The 18,161-nt window shown below is 53.3% G+C and carries 11 protein-coding genes, 1 tRNA gene and 3 rRNA genes; 6 read left to right on the plus strand and 9 right to left on the minus strand.

Translation table 11 applies throughout. The annotated features are described in order from the left end of the window. Positions 1 to 16: 16 nt before the first annotated feature. Positions 17 to 1,009, minus strand: a complete 993-nt coding sequence (gene kdgT, locus AM379_RS09760) for a 2-keto-3-deoxygluconate transporter (protein ID WP_106503650.1) — start codon at positions 1,007 to 1,009, stop codon at positions 17 to 19. Positions 1,010 to 1,658: 649 nt separating this feature from the next. Between kdgT and proP the strand changes: the two genes are divergently transcribed. Beyond that, positions 1,659 to 3,161 (plus strand): glycine betaine/L-proline transporter ProP, encoded by a 1,503-nt coding sequence (gene proP, locus AM379_RS09765; RefSeq protein WP_020882807.1) that lies wholly within the window; start codon positions 1,659 to 1,661, stop codon positions 3,159 to 3,161. 35 nt (positions 3,162 to 3,196) lie between these two features. Here proP and AM379_RS09770 read toward each other — a convergent pair whose 3' ends face one another. Further along, the gene (locus AM379_RS09770) at positions 3,197 to 4,150 is read right to left on the minus strand and encodes a nickel/cobalt transporter (RefSeq protein ID WP_032681893.1); all 954 of its coding nucleotides are present in this window, start codon (positions 4,148 to 4,150) and stop codon (positions 3,197 to 3,199) included. Positions 4,151 to 4,643: 493 nt separating this feature from the next. Here AM379_RS09770 and AM379_RS09775 point away from each other — a divergent pair. The 3 genes from AM379_RS09775 (at position 4,644) to rrf (ending at position 9,477) form a co-directional block, all read left to right on the plus strand. Then, positions 4,644 to 6,183: ribosomal RNA gene (locus tag AM379_RS09775) — 16S ribosomal RNA — on the plus strand. Between the two features lie 208 nt (positions 6,184 to 6,391). After that, positions 6,392 to 9,298 (plus strand): 23S ribosomal RNA (locus AM379_RS09780). Positions 9,299 to 9,361: 63 nt separating this feature from the next. Further along, a 5S ribosomal RNA gene (gene rrf / locus AM379_RS09785) occupies positions 9,362 to 9,477 on the plus strand. The 16S, 23S and 5S rRNA genes sit together here, the layout of an rRNA operon. A 315-nt stretch (positions 9,478 to 9,792) precedes the next feature. Here the strand turns inward: rrf and AM379_RS09790 are convergent. From AM379_RS09790 to aspA, 6 genes are all read right to left on the minus strand, one after another. Further along, positions 9,793 to 9,868: transfer RNA gene (locus AM379_RS09790), tRNA-Phe, on the minus strand. 126 nt (positions 9,869 to 9,994) lie between these two features. Then, positions 9,995 to 10,570: a transcriptional regulator gene (locus AM379_RS09795; RefSeq protein WP_020882970.1), complete on the minus strand. Its 576-nt coding sequence runs from the start codon at positions 10,568 to 10,570 to the stop codon at positions 9,995 to 9,997. 49 nt (positions 10,571 to 10,619) lie between these two features. Beyond that, positions 10,620 to 12,323 carry a protein-disulfide reductase DsbD gene (locus AM379_RS09800; protein ID WP_106503651.1) on the minus strand — a complete coding sequence of 568 codons (1,704 nt, stop codon included), beginning with the start codon at positions 12,321 to 12,323 and terminating at the stop codon, positions 10,620 to 10,622. Then, positions 12,299 to 12,622, minus strand: coding sequence for a divalent cation tolerance protein CutA (gene cutA, locus AM379_RS09805; protein ID WP_014168278.1), 324 nt, complete (start codon positions 12,620 to 12,622; stop codon positions 12,299 to 12,301). Before cutA ends, AM379_RS09800 begins: the two co-directional genes overlap by 25 nt. 113 nt (positions 12,623 to 12,735) lie before the next feature. Next, positions 12,736 to 14,037 carry an anaerobic C4-dicarboxylate transporter gene (locus tag AM379_RS09810; protein ID WP_006178930.1) on the minus strand — a complete coding sequence of 434 codons (1,302 nt, stop codon included), beginning with the start codon at positions 14,035 to 14,037 and terminating at the stop codon, positions 12,736 to 12,738. Between the two features lie 116 nt (positions 14,038 to 14,153). Next, entirely contained in the window at positions 14,154 to 15,590 is a 1,437-nt protein-coding gene (aspA, locus tag AM379_RS09815) for an aspartate ammonia-lyase (protein ID WP_020882968.1), read from the minus strand. A gap of 335 nt (positions 15,591 to 15,925) precedes the next feature. Between aspA and AM379_RS09820 the strand changes: the two genes are divergently transcribed. After that, on the plus strand, positions 15,926 to 16,390 hold the full coding sequence (locus AM379_RS09820; RefSeq protein WP_020882967.1) for an FxsA family protein: 465 nt from the start codon (positions 15,926 to 15,928) through the stop codon (positions 16,388 to 16,390). A gap of 42 nt (positions 16,391 to 16,432) precedes the next feature. Here the strand turns inward: AM379_RS09820 and yjeH are convergent, their stop codons facing one another. Beyond that, on the minus strand, positions 16,433 to 17,671 hold the full coding sequence (yjeH, locus tag AM379_RS09825; protein ID WP_106503652.1) for an L-methionine/branched-chain amino acid transporter: 1,239 nt from the start codon (positions 17,669 to 17,671) through the stop codon (positions 16,433 to 16,435). Positions 17,672 to 17,849: 178 nt separating this feature from the next. On the opposite strand from yjeH, the gene AM379_RS09830 reads away from it, so the two are divergent. Continuing rightward, entirely contained in the window at positions 17,850 to 18,143 is a 294-nt protein-coding gene (locus AM379_RS09830) for a co-chaperone GroES (RefSeq protein WP_003855929.1), read from the plus strand. The last annotated feature ends 18 nt before the right edge of the window (positions 18,144 to 18,161 follow it).

An 18,161-nucleotide genomic window follows, 5' to 3' on the forward strand; every position in this document is an offset into this window, starting at 1 on the left:
GGAGGGGGAGCATCGGTTAGTGGTGTGTTTCAACAGGCTTAGGCTCTGTCTGAACCTCAGCAACATACCCGACACGTTTTGCATACAGTGCGGTGATGATGGGAACCAGAATCGCGGTCACAATCACGCTGGCTGCAACCAGTGCCGTCGCGGACGCGGCCACCGGTTCAAAAGCCGGGTTAATCTGCGCAATGATCACCGGGTTGGCCACGGCTGCACCTGCGGCAGAAGAGGCGGCGATCCCCGCCGTTCCGTTTCCTCCCCCAATGACCCGGTCGGCAATAATCAGCGGAATACCGGTGATGATGATCACCGCCACGCCCAGCACGATACCCAGCAGACCCGTATCGAGGATGACATTCAGGTTGATGGTGTTACCCAGCGCAAAACCGAAGAACGGGATCAGCACCGGCGTGGCTTTGCTGAAGAAATCACGCAGATCGTTATCCAGGTTACCCAGAGCAAAACCGATCAGGAAGGGCAGGATCGCGCCGATAAAGTGGTGGGGTTCAAAGGACGCCAGGCCAGCAGAGCCCAGAATCAGCATGGTCATCAGCGGACCGGACTCCAGAGACATCAGGACAAATGCACCTGACTCTTCTTTGGTGCCGTACTGGTTCATCAGGCTGGCATACAAACCGCCGTTGGTCATATCCATCGCAGAGACAATTGCCAGAACCGATAATCCGGCGAAGAATCCGGTCTGAATTCCATTCTCCGGAATGAACATCGCACAGATCATTGCCACTACCCAGGCCACGGCAATTTTCGTAATCACCAGCGTGCCGGATTTCCGTAATACGGTGCCTGTTGCCCGTAAATTAATTGAAGCGCCGATACAAAAGAACCAGACGGCCAGAATGGGAACGGTGCCCGTAATCATCCCTTTTGTGAACCCGCCAAAATAAGCGCCGGTTTCAGGAGCCAGGGTATTCAGGATAGCGCCCAGTACAAGCGGAACCAGCATCATACCGCCCGGTATGCGTTCAATCGTGGCTTTAATCTTCATAGATAACCCTCAAATCGTATCCCGCATGGCGGGTGGCAAATGCTAAAAAATAAATCAATAAATTCAATGAATTGAATGTCTCTGGGTTCGATGGCGTCATTACCCATGCAATAAAACTAAAAAAGCGATCCTGGTAAACGCGGTGCCACAGCACCGGGAACGTGGTATTCGGAATTATCATGCGATCATTGGAATGATGATTCAATGAAAATAAAATAGTGTTTTAGTTATCTGCATCACATATTGACGTAAACGTTTTAAACGCGCGTTGGAGGGTTAGAATTTATGTAAATCTGATGTGAAGTAATGGGGTTTCATTTTCCGTTGCCCGGGAAATAATGACGTGTGTGAGGATGTGTTTTTATGGCGATTGAGAACGTGCAGATTTGCGCTAATTGACAAAAACTGCAGCCAGCTGACGTAACATAAATATATGTGTGAAGTTGATCACAAATATAAACGCTGGTAGGGTAAAAAGGTCATTAACTGCCCAGGCAGGCGTCAACAGGTTCGGTTGTATCGACGTAAAACGTCAATGTAAGTAAACCTGCTACGCTTGAATAAGGCGATTCGCATGGAGCGGATCCCATGGTTCACAGATCGCATACGGGACTGTGAAACGGACAGGGCCGAGTCTACGAGGATAGCTATGCTCAGAAGGAAAAAAATCAAACCCATCACGCTTCGCGACGTCACCATTATTGATGACGCCAAACTGCGCAAAGCGATCACCGCCGCCTCGCTGGGTAATGCGATGGAATGGTTCGATTTTGGTGTTTACGGCTTTGTGGCCTATGCGTTAGGTAAAGTGTTCTTCCCCGGCGCCGACCCCAGTCTGCAGATGATTGCCGCGCTGGGTACGTTCTCCGTCCCCTTCCTGATTCGCCCGCTGGGTGGTCTGTTCTTCGGTATGCTTGGCGATAAATATGGTCGCCAGAAGATCCTTGCTATCACCATTGTCATTATGTCGATCAGTACGTTCTGTATCGGCCTGATACCGTCCTATGCCAGCATCGGCATCTGGGCTCCGATTCTGCTGCTGCTTTGTAAGATGGCCCAGGGCTTCTCCGTAGGCGGTGAGTATACGGGTGCCTCTATCTTTGTCGCAGAGTATTCCCCGGACCGTAAGCGCGGCTTTATGGGAAGCTGGCTGGACTTCGGCTCGATTGCCGGGTTTGTCCTGGGTGCGGGCGTGGTGGTGCTGATTTCTACCGTCGTCGGTGAAGAGAACTTCCTCTCCTGGGGCTGGCGTATTCCGTTCTTCCTGGCGCTGCCGTTAGGGATTATCGGTCTTTACCTGCGTCATGCTCTTGAAGAAACGCCGGCGTTCCAGCAGCACGTTGAGAAGCTGGAGCAGGGCGACCGCGAAGGGCTGCAGGATGGCCCGAAAGTCTCCTTTAAAGAGATTGCGACAAAGCACTGGCGCAGCCTGCTGACCTGTATTGGTCTGGTCATCTCCACGAACGTGACCTACTACATGTTGTTGACCTACATGCCGAGCTATCTGTCGCATAACCTGCACTATTCAGAAGACCACGGTGTGCTGATTATTATCGCCATCATGGTGGGTATGCTGTTTGTGCAGCCGATTATGGGGCTGTTGAGTGACCGCTTTGGCCGTCGACCGTTCATTATTCTGGGGAGTGTCGCGCTGTTTGCCCTGGCAATCCCGGCCTTTATTCTGATTAACAGTAATGTGCTGGGTCTGATTTTTGCCGGTCTGCTGATGCTGGCGGTGATCCTTAACTGCTTTATCGGGGTGATGGCCTCGACGCTGCCTGCGATGTTCCCGACACACATTCGGTACAGTGCGCTGGCGGCTGCCTTTAACATCTCGGTGCTGATTGCCGGTCTGACCCCGACGCTTGCCGCCTCGCTGGTGGAAAGTACGCAGAACCTGATGATGCCGGCTTATTACCTGATGGTTATCGCGGTGATTGGTTTGATTACCGGTATTACCATGAAGGAGACGGCGAATCGTCCTCTTAAAGGGGCCACGCCTGCGGCGTCTGATATCCAGGAAGCGAAAGAGATCCTGCGCGAACACTACGATAATGTAGAGCAGAAGATTGAAGACATTGATGCAGAGATTGAAGAGCTGCAGCAAAAACGCTCCCGCCTGGTGGACCAGCATCCACGAATCAACGAGTAATAAAAGAAAACCCGCCGCTGGCGGGTTTTCTTTTATTAGCAGCCTGCGGCGATGTAATCGCCATTGGCGCTGATGGGGAGTACCGTCAGGAACAGCACGGTCGCGAACAGGATCAGGACTATCCCTCCGGCTATTTTAAAGACCGGAACCAGCCAGCTGAGTGAAGCCCCGCCGCCAAACCAGGCCACCGTCCGCTCTCGGGCATAACGTACCGCCAGTGACAGGCCCATAATCGACAACGCCGTTCCCAGCGACATGGTCATGACCGCGGCCATCCCCCAGGTAACAATACCCAGCGCATTTGAAAACATCAGGATCATGATCGCCCCGCTGCACGGGCGCGCACCAATCGCCAGTATGACGCCCAACCGGGTTTTCCAGTCGCCTTGCGCCAGATCTGCACCTACACCGTGATGACCACAACCACAGTGTTCATTATGTTGATGAAGGGGCGTGATAGCTGAGATAGCCATCCGGCGAGGTCGCAGGCTTTTCAGCGCCTGGTAAATGACAAATACACCAAATGCACCGATGAGCACCGCGCTGATCTTCTCGACGTACCAGCGGCTGGTACTGATATCCCCCGATGCGAGGTTAAACCCTACCGCCAGAATAAAGACAAAGAGAATGGCGCTGACGCCCTGCATCAGGCTGCCAAGAAAAGGAACGACCCGGGCGGCCCGTTCGCTTTCTTTATTTGTCGTGAGGTAGGTCGTCACAATGAATTTCCCATGCCCCGGCCCGATGGCGTGCAATACGCCATAGAAGAAGGCGCCGGTTAATAGCCATAACCCGCCGCTGTACTGGTGGTTGTTAAGCTGGAGCAGGTACATCACCAGATAACGGTGCAGGGTAATTTGCGTGGCAAGGCACCACTGAAGAAAGGTGTTCCAGTGCGTATGCAGGGCAAACCCGGCTACGAGGATCGCCAGCAACATGATGCCTGCTGTAGGAAGGCGCCAGTCACGCGTCAGTTGTTGTGTGGTCATGGGGTGGCCTGCTGGGGGAATATTTGTCGCTAGTATAGTTGATCTTGCCTGTTAATCCGTAGGATCGCACAGAGATCCCGCCTCAATTGTGGATAAGTCTGTGCGTAAAAGGGTATAAAGCGGGGTTTTGCTGGGGAATACAGCAGTCAGTCATCTTTTTGCAACTTTTAGGTTGCGGCCTGCTGAGAACTCCCTATAATGCGCCTCCATCGACACGGCGGATGTGAATCACTTCACAGTTAACCCGGTCGGTTGAAGAGAAAAAATCCTGAACATCAGGGTTGACTCTGAAAGAGGAAAGCGTAATATACGCCACCTCGCGACGGTGAGCTGTAAGCCGCGTCGCAACTGCTCTTTAACAATTTATCAGACAATCTGTGTGGGCACTCAAAGTGACATGGATTCTTAATGTCTTCGGACAAAAAATGAATACCAAGTCTCTGAGTGAACATACGTAATTCATTACGAAGTTTAATTCACGAGCATCAAACTTAAATTGAAGAGTTTGATCATGGCTCAGATTGAACGCTGGCGGCAGGCCTAACACATGCAAGTCGAACGGTAGCACAGAGAGCTTGCTCTCGGGTGACGAGTGGCGGACGGGTGAGTAATGTCTGGGAAACTGCCTGATGGAGGGGGATAACTACTGGAAACGGTAGCTAATACCGCATAACGTCGCAAGACCAAAGAGGGGGACCTTCGGGCCTCTTGCCATCAGATGTGCCCAGATGGGATTAGCTAGTAGGTGGGGTAATGGCTCACCTAGGCGACGATCCCTAGCTGGTCTGAGAGGATGACCAGCCACACTGGAACTGAGACACGGTCCAGACTCCTACGGGAGGCAGCAGTGGGGAATATTGCACAATGGGCGCAAGCCTGATGCAGCCATGCCGCGTGTATGAAGAAGGCCTTCGGGTTGTAAAGTACTTTCAGCGGGGAGGAAGGTGTTGTGGTTAATAACCACAGCAATTGACGTTACCCGCAGAAGAAGCACCGGCTAACTCCGTGCCAGCAGCCGCGGTAATACGGAGGGTGCAAGCGTTAATCGGAATTACTGGGCGTAAAGCGCACGCAGGCGGTCTGTCAAGTCGGATGTGAAATCCCCGGGCTCAACCTGGGAACTGCATTCGAAACTGGCAGGCTAGAGTCTTGTAGAGGGGGGTAGAATTCCAGGTGTAGCGGTGAAATGCGTAGAGATCTGGAGGAATACCGGTGGCGAAGGCGGCCCCCTGGACAAAGACTGACGCTCAGGTGCGAAAGCGTGGGGAGCAAACAGGATTAGATACCCTGGTAGTCCACGCCGTAAACGATGTCGACTTGGAGGTTGTGCCCTTGAGGCGTGGCTTCCGGAGCTAACGCGTTAAGTCGACCGCCTGGGGAGTACGGCCGCAAGGTTAAAACTCAAATGAATTGACGGGGGCCCGCACAAGCGGTGGAGCATGTGGTTTAATTCGATGCAACGCGAAGAACCTTACCTACTCTTGACATCCAGAGAACTTAGCAGAGATGCTTTGGTGCCTTCGGGAACTCTGAGACAGGTGCTGCATGGCTGTCGTCAGCTCGTGTTGTGAAATGTTGGGTTAAGTCCCGCAACGAGCGCAACCCTTATCCTTTGTTGCCAGCGGTCCGGCCGGGAACTCAAAGGAGACTGCCAGTGATAAACTGGAGGAAGGTGGGGATGACGTCAAGTCATCATGGCCCTTACGAGTAGGGCTACACACGTGCTACAATGGCGCATACAAAGAGAAGCGAACTCGCGAGAGCAAGCGGACCTCATAAAGTGCGTCGTAGTCCGGATTGGAGTCTGCAACTCGACTCCATGAAGTCGGAATCGCTAGTAATCGTAGATCAGAATGCTACGGTGAATACGTTCCCGGGCCTTGTACACACCGCCCGTCACACCATGGGAGTGGGTTGCAAAAGAAGTAGGTAGCTTAACCTTCGGGAGGGCGCTTACCACTTTGTGATTCATGACTGGGGTGAAGTCGTAACAAGGTAACCGTAGGGGAACCTGCGGTTGGATCACCTCCTTACCTTAAAGAACCTGCCTTTGTAGTGCTCACACAGATTGTCTGATGAATGATAAATTTCAAAATGTACTGCGAAGTGCATTGTGAAATTTTGCTCTTTAAAAATCTGGATCAAGCTGAAAATTGAAACGACACACAGTTAATGTGTGTTCGAGTCTCTCAAATTTTCGCAAACCGGTGATGAATCGAAAGAAACATCTTCGGGTTGTGAGGTTAAGCGACTAAGCGTACACGGTGGATGCCCTGGCAGTCAGAGGCGATGAAGGACGTGCTAATCTGCGAAAAGCGCCGGCGAGGTGATATGAACCTTTGACCCGGCGATGTCCGAATGGGGAAACCCAGTGTGTTCCGACACACTATCGTTAACTGAATACATAGGTTAACGAGGCGAACCGGGGGAACTGAAACATCTAAGTACCCCGAGGAAAAGAAATCAACCGAGATTCCCCCAGTAGCGGCGAGCGAACGGGGAGCAGCCCAGAGTCTGAATCAGCTTGTGTGTTAGTGGAAGCGTCTGGAAAGTCGCACGGTACAGGGTGAAAGTCCCGTACACGAAAGCACACAGGCTGTGAACTCGAAGAGTAGGGCGGGACACGTGGTATCCTGTCTGAATATGGGGGGACCATCCTCCAAGGCTAAATACTCCTGACTGACCGATAGTGAACCAGTACCGTGAGGGAAAGGCGAAAAGAACCCCGGCGAGGGGAGTGAAAAAGAACCTGAAACCGTGTACGTACAAGCAGTGGGAGCCTCTTTTATGGGGTGACTGCGTACCTTTTGTATAATGGGTCAGCGACTTATATTCTGTAGCAAGGTTAACCGTATAGGGGAGCCGAAGGGAAACCGAGTCTTAACTGGGCGTTAAGTTGCAGGGTATAGACCCGAAACCCGGTGATCTAGCCATGGGCAGGTTGAAGGTTGGGTAACACTAACTGGAGGACCGAACCGACTAATGTTGAAAAATTAGCGGATGACTTGTGGCTGGGGGTGAAAGGCCAATCAAACCGGGAGATAGCTGGTTCTCCCCGAAAGCTATTTAGGTAGCGCCTCGTGAATTCATCTTCGGGGGTAGAGCACTGTTTCGGCTAGGGGGCCATCCCGGCTTACCAACCCGATGCAAACTACGAATACCGAAGAATGTTATCACGGGAGACACACGGCGGGTGCTAACGTCCGTCGTGAAGAGGGAAACAACCCAGACCGCCAGCTAAGGTCCCAAAGTCATGGTTAAGTGGGAAACGATGTGGGAAGGCACAGACAGCCAGGATGTTGGCTTAGAAGCAGCCATCATTTAAAGAAAGCGTAATAGCTCACTGGTCGAGTCGGCCTGCGCGGAAGATGTAACGGGGCTAAACCATGCACCGAAGCTGCGGCAGCGACGCTTATGCGTTGTTGGGTAGGGGAGCGTTCTGTAAGCCGTTGAAGGTGTCCTGTGAGGGGTGCTGGAGGTATCAGAAGTGCGAATGCTGACATAAGTAACGATAAAGCGGGTGAAAAGCCCGCTCGCCGGAAGACCAAGGGTTCCTGTCCAACGTTAATCGGGGCAGGGTGAGTCGACCCCTAAGGCGAGGCCGAAAGGCGTAGTCGATGGGAAACAGGTTAATATTCCTGTACTTGGTGTTACTGCGAAGGGGGGACGGAGAAGGCTATGTTAGCCGGGCGACGGTTGTCCCGGTTTAAGCATGTAGGCGGAGGTTCCAGGTAAATCCGGTTCCTTGTTAACGCTGAGGTGTGATGACGAGGCACTACGGTGCTGAAGTAACAAATGCCCTGCTTCCAGGAAAAGCCTCTAAGCATCAGGTAACATCAAATCGTACCCCAAACCGACACAGGTGGTCAGGTAGAGAATACCAAGGCGCTTGAGAGAACTCGGGTGAAGGAACTAGGCAAAATGGTGCCGTAACTTCGGGAGAAGGCACGCTGATATGTAGGTGAAGTCCCTGCGGATGGAGCTGAAATCAGTCGAAGATACCAGCTGGCTGCAACTGTTTATTAAAAACACAGCACTGTGCAAACACGAAAGTGGACGTATACGGTGTGACGCCTGCCCGGTGCCGGAAGGTTAATTGATGGGGTTAGCGGTAACGCGAAGCTCTTGATCGAAGCCCCGGTAAACGGCGGCCGTAACTATAACGGTCCTAAGGTAGCGAAATTCCTTGTCGGGTAAGTTCCGACCTGCACGAATGGCGTAATGATGGCCAGGCTGTCTCCACCCGAGACTCAGTGAAATTGAACTCGCTGTGAAGATGCAGTGTACCCGCGGCAAGACGGAAAGACCCCGTGAACCTTTACTATAGCTTGACACTGAACACTGGTCCTTGATGTGTAGGATAGGTGGGAGGCTTTGAAGCGTGGACGCCAGTCTGCGTGGAGCCAACCTTGAAATACCACCCTTTAATGGCTGGTGTTCTAACGTAGACCCGTGATCCGGGTTGCGGACAGTGTCTGGTGGGTAGTTTGACTGGGGCGGTCTCCTCCCAAAGAGTAACGGAGGAGCACGAAGGTTAGCTAATCCTGGTCGGACATCAGGAGGTTAGTGCAATGGCATAAGCTAGCTTGACTGCGAGAGTGACGGCTCGAGCAGGTGCGAAAGCAGGTCATAGTGATCCGGTGGTTCTGAATGGAAGGGCCATCGCTCAACGGATAAAAGGTACTCCGGGGATAACAGGCTGATACCGCCCAAGAGTTCATATCGACGGCGGTGTTTGGCACCTCGATGTCGGCTCATCACATCCTGGGGCTGAAGTAGGTCCCAAGGGTATGGCTGTTCGCCATTTAAAGTGGTACGCGAGCTGGGTTTAGAACGTCGTGAGACAGTTCGGTCCCTATCTGCCGTGGGCGCTGGAGAATTGAGGGGGGCTGCTCCTAGTACGAGAGGACCGGAGTGGACGCATCACTGGTGTTCGGGTTGTCATGCCAATGGCACTGCCCGGTAGCTAAATGCGGAAGAGATAAGTGCTGAAAGCATCTAAGCACGAAACTTGCCCCGAGATGAGTTCTCCCTGAGACTTTAAGTCTCCTGAAGGAACGTTGAAGACTACGACGTTGATAGGTCGGGTGTGTAAGCGCAGCGATGCGTTGAGCTAACCGATACTAATGAACCGTGAGGCTTAACCTTACAACGCCGAAGGTGTTTTGGCGATGAGAGACGATTTTCAGCTGATACAGATTACAGAATTTGCCTGGCGGCTTTAGCGCGGTGGTCCCACCTGACCCCATGCCGAACTCAGAAGTGAAACGCCGTAGCGCCGATGGTAGTGTGGGGTCTCCCCATGCGAGAGTAGGGAACTGCCAGGCATCAATTAAAAGAACCCCGTACCGTATGGTGCGGGGTTTTTTGCTTTGGGGCGCGAAATACACATCTGAATTCCCCAAAGAGTGCCGCCAGACAAGGCGAAGCCACGATACGGTAACCCCAAACCCCATCATCTCTCTTCAGGATTCCCCAAACACTTCAGATCAGTACGGAATTTAGCGTGCACAGGACCACTTTAAGCACCGTGAAATACTGCAGGAACAGGTTTACGAGGATGTGACCAGAGAGTGGTTACAGGAGAGTTTATCAGACGCAGAAAAGCAAAAACCCAGCCATAGGCTGGGTTCTTTAAATAGTGGTGCCCGGACTCGGAATCGAACCAAGGACACGGGGATTTTCAATCCCCTGCTCTACCGACTGAGCTATCCGGGCAACGGAGCGCATTAAACCGCAATCGCGCCTGATCGTCAACACTATTTCGGGAAAAGCCGTTCAACTGCTTAACTTTGCGGCAATCTGACGGTTTACGCGCCGAACAGGTCAAATTCTTCAGACAGATTACGTCAGCGCACCACCCATACGACACTGCGCAAAACGCAGGATATCTTCGGCCAGACGGTGTGCTGTATCCACATCGGCCTGGCTACGGTTTACCAGCATGCGGCTCAGGCAACCTTCCAGTACCAGCTCCATCTGCTTAGCGACCATCGCCGGGTCATCCACTTCGAGCGTGGTCAGCAGTTCGTGCGTGAAATCATGCGCCGCCCGCTTTTGCTGATCCGCCAGTTGATGGATAGGATGGCCGGGGTCAGGGTAGAAGGTGCAGGCGGCAATAAACAGGCAACCCGGATAACGGTTGTTGCTTACGCATTCGCTCAGGGCGGTATAACGCGCCAGCAGCTTTTGCTCCGCAGTCAGTTCTTCATTTAACATCAGCTGTCTGCGCCAGACATCAACCTGCTGGCTGAGATAACGCAGGGCATCGTAAAGCAGCGCCTCTTTATCCGGCCAGAAGCGCATGAGTTCATCCAGAGGATAATCAATACGGTCGGCTACCATCTCAAGCGTGGTGCTGGCGATCCCTTGAATCTCAAGTAATTGCAGGGCTTGTCCCAGTACGTCTTCGCGTTGCACGGTTATCTCCTCCGTTATTCCCAACGGTTTGTCCCGTTTCAAGTGTTGTTTACGGTTGGCGATTGCGCAAATGCGCGCTGAATGCCGTCGCGTCCATAAACCCGGTTACACGCTGTGCGGGCTGCTCCTGGCCCTGTTCATTGAAGAACAGAATGGTTGGCAGACCCAGCACGTTAAGTTGCTTCAGCAGTGCCTTATCCGCTGTACTGTTGGCGGTGACGTTCGCCTGGAGCAGAACCGTCTCTTTCAGTGCACTTTGCACCTGCGGATCGCTAAACGTGTACTTTTCGAATTCTTTACAGGCGACACACCAGTCCGCATACAGATCCAGCATGACCGGTTTGCCTTTCGCCTGCGCCAGCGCGCTGTTGAGTTCATCCACGTTCTTTATCTGGATGAAGTTCAAATGCGCCTGTGTTTGTCCCGCAGGTGTGCCAAATGCCCAGTCCTGCAGTGGCCGTACGCTCACCAGCGCGGCGGCGAGCAGGAGGATTTGCACAAGACGCATCCACGGCTTTTTCGCTGCCAGGCTTGTGATAAACGCCCAACAGAAGAAAGCAACACCGAGCATTGCCCACAGGCGCATCCCCCAGACGTCGCCGATAATACGCTCGAGCAAGAACACCGGCAGCGCCAGAATGACAAAACCAAACGCGGTTTTCACCGTCTCCATCCACGGGCCGCTCTTGGGCAGCAGACGGTTGCCAAATACCGTTACCAGAATCAATGGCAGACCCATTCCCAGCGCGTAGAGATACAACGTACCACCGCCGAGCCACATGTTACCGCTCTGGGCAATATACAGCAGGATCGCGCTCAGTGGCGCGGTAGTGCACGGTGAGCAAATCAACCCGGCGATGGCACCCATCACGAACACGCCGCCCGGGGAGCCACCCTGCTGACGGTTACTCATCAGCGTTAAGCGAGTCTGCAACGCGGACGGCAGCTGTAGGGTGAACAAACCAAACATCGACAGCGCCAGCAGAATAAATACGATCGACAGGCCAGCCAGCACATAAGGGTGCTGAAGTGCAGCCTGGAACTGCAGTCCGGCAGCAGCAACCACGAGGCCAAGTGCGGTGTAGGTTAACGCCATACCCTGCACGTAGATAAAGGCCAGCAGCAGGGCGCGTGCGGTTGAAAGGCGTTGCTTACCGCCAAGGACAATCCCGGAGATAAGCGGATACATGGGCAGCACGCACGGCGTGAAGGCGATGCCGATACCAATCAGTAAAGCCCACAAGGCGGAGAAGGGCAGCGCTGTGTGACCGTCGTCCTTCATTCCGGCGCTCTCATCTGCGGGAGGCGCAGGCATACTGCCGGCCGCTTTAACTTCGCTCAGCGGAATGACTTTGGTTTCCGGCGGATAGCAGAAGCCCGCGTCGGCACAGCCCTGATACGTGACGGTCACGGTGGCGCCTTTATCGGCCTGATTGACCGCCACGGGCACGCTTAACCGCTGGCGATAGATTTCACTTTTGCCGAAAAACTCGTCTTCATGCCACTCGCCCGCAGGCATCTGAAGTGGGCCTACCTTTGCCTGAGCAGGCGTGATGCTGACCTGCTTGCGATAGAGGTAATACCCCTCTTTTATCTGCCAGGTAAGATTCAGGTCATGCTGGTCTTGTTGAAAATCGAAAACAAATGCCTGGTCGGCAGAAATAACGTTCGAACGGCCGGGAGCGTCAAATAACCCGGCAAAAACTGATGTGCTGCACAGCAGCAGGATCAGCGTAAGGAAGCGTTGAGCCATGAGAGATAATCGTTGTCGCCGTGGACCACTGGCAATACCAGCAGTTCGGGGGTTTGATAAGGATGATGAGATTTGAGGCAGTCCAGGAGTGCCTGCTGGTTCGCCAGATTGGTTTTGAGCAACATCTGGACTTCGTACTCCTGCTCCAGTTTACCTTCCCAGTAGTAAAGGGAGGTGGCGCCAGGAAGGAGCGTCACGCAGGCTGCCAGTTTTTCGGCCAGCACTTTGGCGGCGAGATCCTGGGCAGAGGCTTCATCAGGGGCGGTACAAAGGACAACAACAGCATCAGGCGTGTTCACAAGTCGACCTCCTCATCACGAAAGTCTTCACTATATCACGCAAGGCTATTGGTCATTAATGAAACGGGCCGCAGAGCGGCCCGTTTTTAACTATTTTTACAACCCATCTTTGTTTACAGCACGATGCCGCCAATGATAAAGCCGAGGATCACGCACAGCGAGATAGCCACCACGCCCGGGATCAGGAACGCATGGTTAAACACGTACTTACCGATGCGAGTCGAGCCAGTGTCATCCATCTCAACCGCCGCCAGCAGGGTTGGGTAGGTGGGTAAAACGAACAGTGCAGAAACGGCAGCAAACGAGGCAATAGCCGTCAGCGGGGTAACACCCAGCATCAGTGCCGCAGGCATCAGGGCTTTGGTGGTGGCCGCCTGAGAGTAAAGCAGGGTTGCGGCAAAGAACAACACCACAGCCAGGAGCCACGGATAGTTGTGCAGTAGGTCGCCCGCAACGGTCTGGATATCGCTGATGTGAGCTTTCACGAAGGTATCACCAAGCCAGGCCACACCCAGTACACACACGCAGGCGCTCATACCGGATTTAAAGGTGCTGGCGTTGAGCACTTCGCTGGTGTCGATTTTACAGGTGATGCTGATCAGCGTAGCGATAGTCAGCATGAATACCACAATCGCTTCGTTACGCGGCAGGACCGGGTTCTGGATCAGACCCACGGTGTCACTGATGGCGGTTGCGTAGAACATGACCGCAACGATACCGATCAGGAACAGCAAGACGGAGCGTTTTGCATGCGGCTTCAGTTCGAAGACCTGGCTACCACGCAGTTTCACTTCACCTTTTGCCAGACGCTCCTGATAAACCGGATCGTCTTTCAGTTCGGCGCCGAGGAAGTTACACAGCACGGCGGTGATCATCACTGCAATCAGCGTCACCGGAATACAGATGGCCAGCAGCGTCAGGTAACTCACGCCCATAGGCTCAAGGATACCGGCGAAGAAGACCACCGCAGCGGAGATAGGTGATGCGGTAATCGCAATCTGGGACGCGACCACGGCAATCGAGAGTGGACGAGACGGACGGATGCCCTGCTCTTTCGCCACTTCGGTAATGACCGGCAGCGTGGAGAAGGCGGTGTGGCCAGTACCGGCGAGAATGGTCATAAACCACGTCACCAGCGGGGCAAGGAAGGTAATGTATTTTGGATGGCGGCGTAACATACGCTCCGCCAGGCTCACCAGGTAGTCCATACCGCCTGCCACCTGCATGGCTGCGATAGCGGCAATAACCGCCATGATGATTTCGATAACGTCAAAAGGGATTGCGCCGGGTTTAATCTGAAAGATAAGGGTAAGTACGAGCACCCCGAGACCGCCGGCAAAACCAATGCCGATACCCCCGAGTCTTGCTCCCAAATAAATCGCCAACAGGACGATGACGAGTTCTGCTCCAAACATAAGGACCTGCCTTGCTTATTAACAAGTTGATATTGAATTGTTGTATTTTGGTAACGCCTATAAAGAAAAAAGGCACGTCACAAGTGACGTGCCTTAAGGAAGCCTAGCCTGAACTGCTACTGTTCGCTTTCATCGGTATATCGTTTCGCTTTGTATGCCGGGTGCATCAGGTTCTGGGCCGAGAAGATATCGTCCAGCTCGGCTTCGGTCAACAGTCCACGCTCCAGAACGACTTCACGCACGCTCTTACCTGTTTCGGCGCAAATCTTACCGACGATGTCGCCGTTATGGTGGCCGATGAACGGGTTGAGGTAGGTGACGATGCCGATAGAGTTGTAGACATACCCTTCACAAACTTCTTTGTTCGCGGTGATGCCGTTAACGCATTTCTCCAGCAGGTTGTAGCAGGCGTTGGTCAGAATGTGGATGGATTCAAACATTGCCTGGCCGATGACCGGCTCCATGACGTTCAGCTGCAGCTGGCCGGCTTCAGAGGCCATGGTCACGGTTGTATCGTTACCGATGACTTTAAAGCAGACCTGGTTCACCACTTCTGGCACTACCGGGTTCACTTTCGCCGGCATGATGGACGAACCGGCCTGCAGCTCTGGCAGGTTGATTTCATTCAGGCCAGCGCGTGGGCCGGAAGAGAGCAGGCGCAGGTCATTACAGATTTTGGAGAGTTTCACCGCCAGACGTTTCAGGGCGCTGTGAACCATAACGTACGCGCCGCAGTCGGAGGTGGCTTCAATCAGATCTTCTGCAGGCACAACCGGCAGGTTAGAGACTTCAGCCAGCTTCTGTACCGCCAGCTGCTGGTAACCGTCCGGCGTATTCAGACGCGTGCCGATGGCGGTTGCGCCCAGGTTCACTTCCAGCAGCAGCTCGGAGGTGCGCAGCAGGTTTTTAGTTTCTTCGTTAAGCAGCACGTTAAACGCGTGGAATTCCTGACCGAGGGTCATCGGAACCGCGTCCTGCAGCTGGGTACGACCCATTTTCAGGATGTCCTGGAACTCAACGGCTTTGCGCTGGAAGCCATCACCCAGCTGATTAATGGCGTCCACCAGTTTCACCACGGAGGCATACACCGCGATACGGAAGCCGGTTGGGTAGGCGTCGTTAGTGGACTGACATTTATTAACGTGGTCGTTCGGATTCAGATACTGGTATTCACCTTTCTGATGACCCATCAGCTCCAGGCCGATGTTTGCCAGTACTTCGTTGGTATTCATGTTGACGGAGGTGCCCGCGCCGCCCTGATAGACATCGACCGGGAACTGATCCATGCATTTGCCGTTGTTCAGCACTTCATCGCAGGCAGCGATAATCGCATTTGCCGCGCTTTTTGGAATGGTTTGCAGCTCTTTATTGGCCAGTGCTGCGGCTTTTTTCACCATCACCATGCCACGTACAAATTCAGGGATGTCGCTGATTTTGTTGTTGCTGATGTAGAAGTTTTCAATCGCTCTCAGAGTGTGAACACCATAGTAGGCATCCGCTGGAACTTCCCTGGTACCCAACAAGTCTTCTTCGATACGAATGTTGTTTAACATGTGAACCTTCTTTTCAAGCTGCCGATGGATTGTACTAAACACACAGTATTTATGTGGTTTTGAATATTTTCTGACCGACGATTATTCCCTCAATCAGCCAGATGTTCGAGATCATATGCTGATGATAGCGAATTGCCGTAATCTGGATCACTTATTATCGACCCGATTCCATGATAATTATTAATCTGTGAAATGAGTCACCGCTTTAAAATTTCCAGAAAAAATATCCGTGCAAACCGATTGAATTTTGGCTAACCGTCACCATTTCTTACAGACGCGTTTCGCGAACACATTCAGACAGGGGCCTGAGGGCACCTGCCACACAGGAGATGCCAGTGCGCTGGGTACCATTTATTGCTTTCTTTCTCTATGTTTACATCGAGATTTCAATTTTTATCCAGGTCGCCCATGTACTGGGTGTCCTGTTAACGCTGATTCTGGTGATTTTCACTTCGGTGATCGGCATGTCGCTGGTGCGTAATCAGGGTTTCAAAAATTTCCTGATAATGCAGCAGAAGATGGCCGCTGGCGAAAGCCCGGCCGCAGAGATGATCAAAAGCGTCTCGCTGATTATTGCTGGCCTGCTGCTGATCCTGCCGGGGTTCTTCACTGACTTCCTCGGCCTGCTGCTGCTTCTGCCACCGGTGCAAAAACACCTGACCATGAAGCTACTGCCGCATCTGCGTTTTAGCCGTATGCCGGGTGGTGGATTCAGTACAGGGCCGGGGGATACTTTCGAAGGGGAGTATCAGCGTAAAGATGAACAGCGCGACCGTTTAGACCATAAAGACGATCGGTAAAAGAGGCCAGGCCCGGTAAGCGAATCGCTACCGGGCTTTGTTTTACAGGGTGCCGCGTTTCGGTAAAAACAGCCACAGCCCCGCCAGCATGCTAATCGCATACAGGCTTTTCCACCCCACCATCGCCAGCAACAGCAGGCAAAGCACGCCACCAACCACTGCCAGCGCTTTATAGCGACCTTTCAGCAGACGACAACCCGCCAGCATGCACAGCAGGTAGATCATGATGAAAATCCCGTTGGCGTACACGATCAGGGCATCAAGATTGATATTCAGCCCGTAAATACATAGCGAACTCAAGACGCAGCAGCCCAGCACGGTATTAAGCGCATTCAACGGCAGCTGACGTTTAGACAGGCGCGCAAGGCGGCTCTCTGGTCTATCAAGCGCCTGCGACCATACCAGACGCGCAAAGCTCTGGATGTAGATATTGAGGCTGGCAAAACAGGCCAGATAGCCAATAACACAGGCGACCCACAGCGCTTTCAGACCAAACAGTTGCACCACAATGCCCGGCAGCGAGGCAGCGGCCGCTTTATCCGCGGCGAACGCGTTGAAATGCAGTACCAGCACGGTACAAGCCCAGTAAACGGTACCTGCTAACAGCAGGCCAATCATCAGGGCGCGCGGGAAATCCCGTTCCGGTTGTTTAAACTCAGAGGCCAGATGGGCGAACGCCTCCAGTCCGACAAAACACCAGAACATTACCGATAGCGCAGCGAACAGCTGCGAATGGTTGACCTCACTTACCGCGGGGAAGGGGATCTCCTTCAGCGTAATATCCCCTTTCCACCAGATGGCGACAATGAGGGCCACAATCAGTATTGCAACGACGGTTTGCAGGTTGGCACTCGAACTGGCACCCCGTGAGCCGACCCACCAGACGATGGCCAGCGTACCCAGCTCGGCCAGCAGCAGTTGCTCGTTATGCCAGCCAAACAGCGCCTGGCCAAAACCGGTCGCGATATGCAACGCTGCCGGTAGACCGACCGGAATAACAGAAAGAAACAGCCAGCCGGTGACCCGCTCCAGTCGCGGACCAAACGCCATACCGACAAAGTGCGCTACGCCGCCCGCGCTAGGGAAATGCCGTCCGAGGATGGCAAACACGACCGCGACCGGAAACACCAGCACAATCAGCACTGGCCACGCCCACAGGCTATTATTGCCGGCCACCAGTGCTGCCAGCGCGGGTACCGCAAACACACCTGTACCTAACAAGGAGGTCGACAGCAGACCCACGCCCTGCGCCAGTCCCAACTCCTGTTTTAGTCCACTCATTGACATCGCCCTGCCACGATCAAAAGAGAGGCGATGGTAACACTTTCGCAAATTTTTTTTCGTCTGCCCCTTGAAGGGGGAAAAAGCTATCCCCATCTCTCAGGGCACTAGTCGGAAAACCGCGTGCGGACCGGCGTCATCCATAACTGATAATGACTTTCTCAAAGGAGAGCTATCAATGAGTATTCGTCCGTTACATGATCGTGTGATCGTCAAACGTAAAGAAGTTGAAACCAAGTCTGCTGGCGGCATCGTTCTGACTGGTTCTGCAGCAGCAAAATCAACGCGTGGCGAAATCATCGCTGTCGGTAAGGGCCGCATTCTGGAAAACGGAACTGTGCAGCCACTGGACGTTAAAGTTGGTGACATCGTAATTTTCAACGATGGCTACGGCGTGAAATCCGAGAAGATCGACAATGAAGAAGTGTTGATCATGTCCGAAAGCGACATTCTGGCAATTGTTGAAGCGTAATTTTACGCACGAGAATTT

The organism is Enterobacter cloacae complex sp. FDA-CDC-AR_0132 (assembly GCF_003010695.1).
GTDB lineage: Bacteria > Pseudomonadota > Gammaproteobacteria > Enterobacterales > Enterobacteriaceae > Enterobacter > Enterobacter ludwigii.

What these genes read in the sequence shown, in the direction of transcription:
- AM379_RS09770 (WP_032681893.1), bottom strand. Translation starts at nt 4,150, where the DNA reads ATGACCACACAACAACTGACGCGTGACTGGCGCCTTCCTACAGCAGGC.
- proP (WP_020882807.1), top strand. Translation starts at nt 1,659, where the DNA reads ATGCTCAGAAGGAAAAAAATCAAACCCATCACGCTTCGCGACGTCACC.
- AM379_RS09800 (WP_106503651.1), bottom strand. Translation starts at nt 12,323, where the DNA reads ATGGCTCAACGCTTCCTTACGCTGATCCTGCTGCTGTGCAGCACATCA.
- AM379_RS09830 (WP_003855929.1), top strand. Translation starts at nt 17,850, where the DNA reads ATGAGTATTCGTCCGTTACATGATCGTGTGATCGTCAAACGTAAAGAA.
- kdgT (WP_106503650.1), bottom strand. Translation starts at nt 1,009, where the DNA reads ATGAAGATTAAAGCCACGATTGAACGCATACCGGGCGGTATGATGCTG.
- AM379_RS09810 (WP_006178930.1), bottom strand. Translation starts at nt 14,037, where the DNA reads ATGTTTGGAGCAGAACTCGTCATCGTCCTGTTGGCGATTTATTTGGGA.
- aspA (WP_020882968.1), bottom strand. Translation starts at nt 15,590, where the DNA reads ATGTTAAACAACATTCGTATCGAAGAAGACTTGTTGGGTACCAGGGAA.
- yjeH (WP_106503652.1), bottom strand. Translation starts at nt 17,671, where the DNA reads ATGAGTGGACTAAAACAGGAGTTGGGACTGGCGCAGGGCGTGGGTCTG.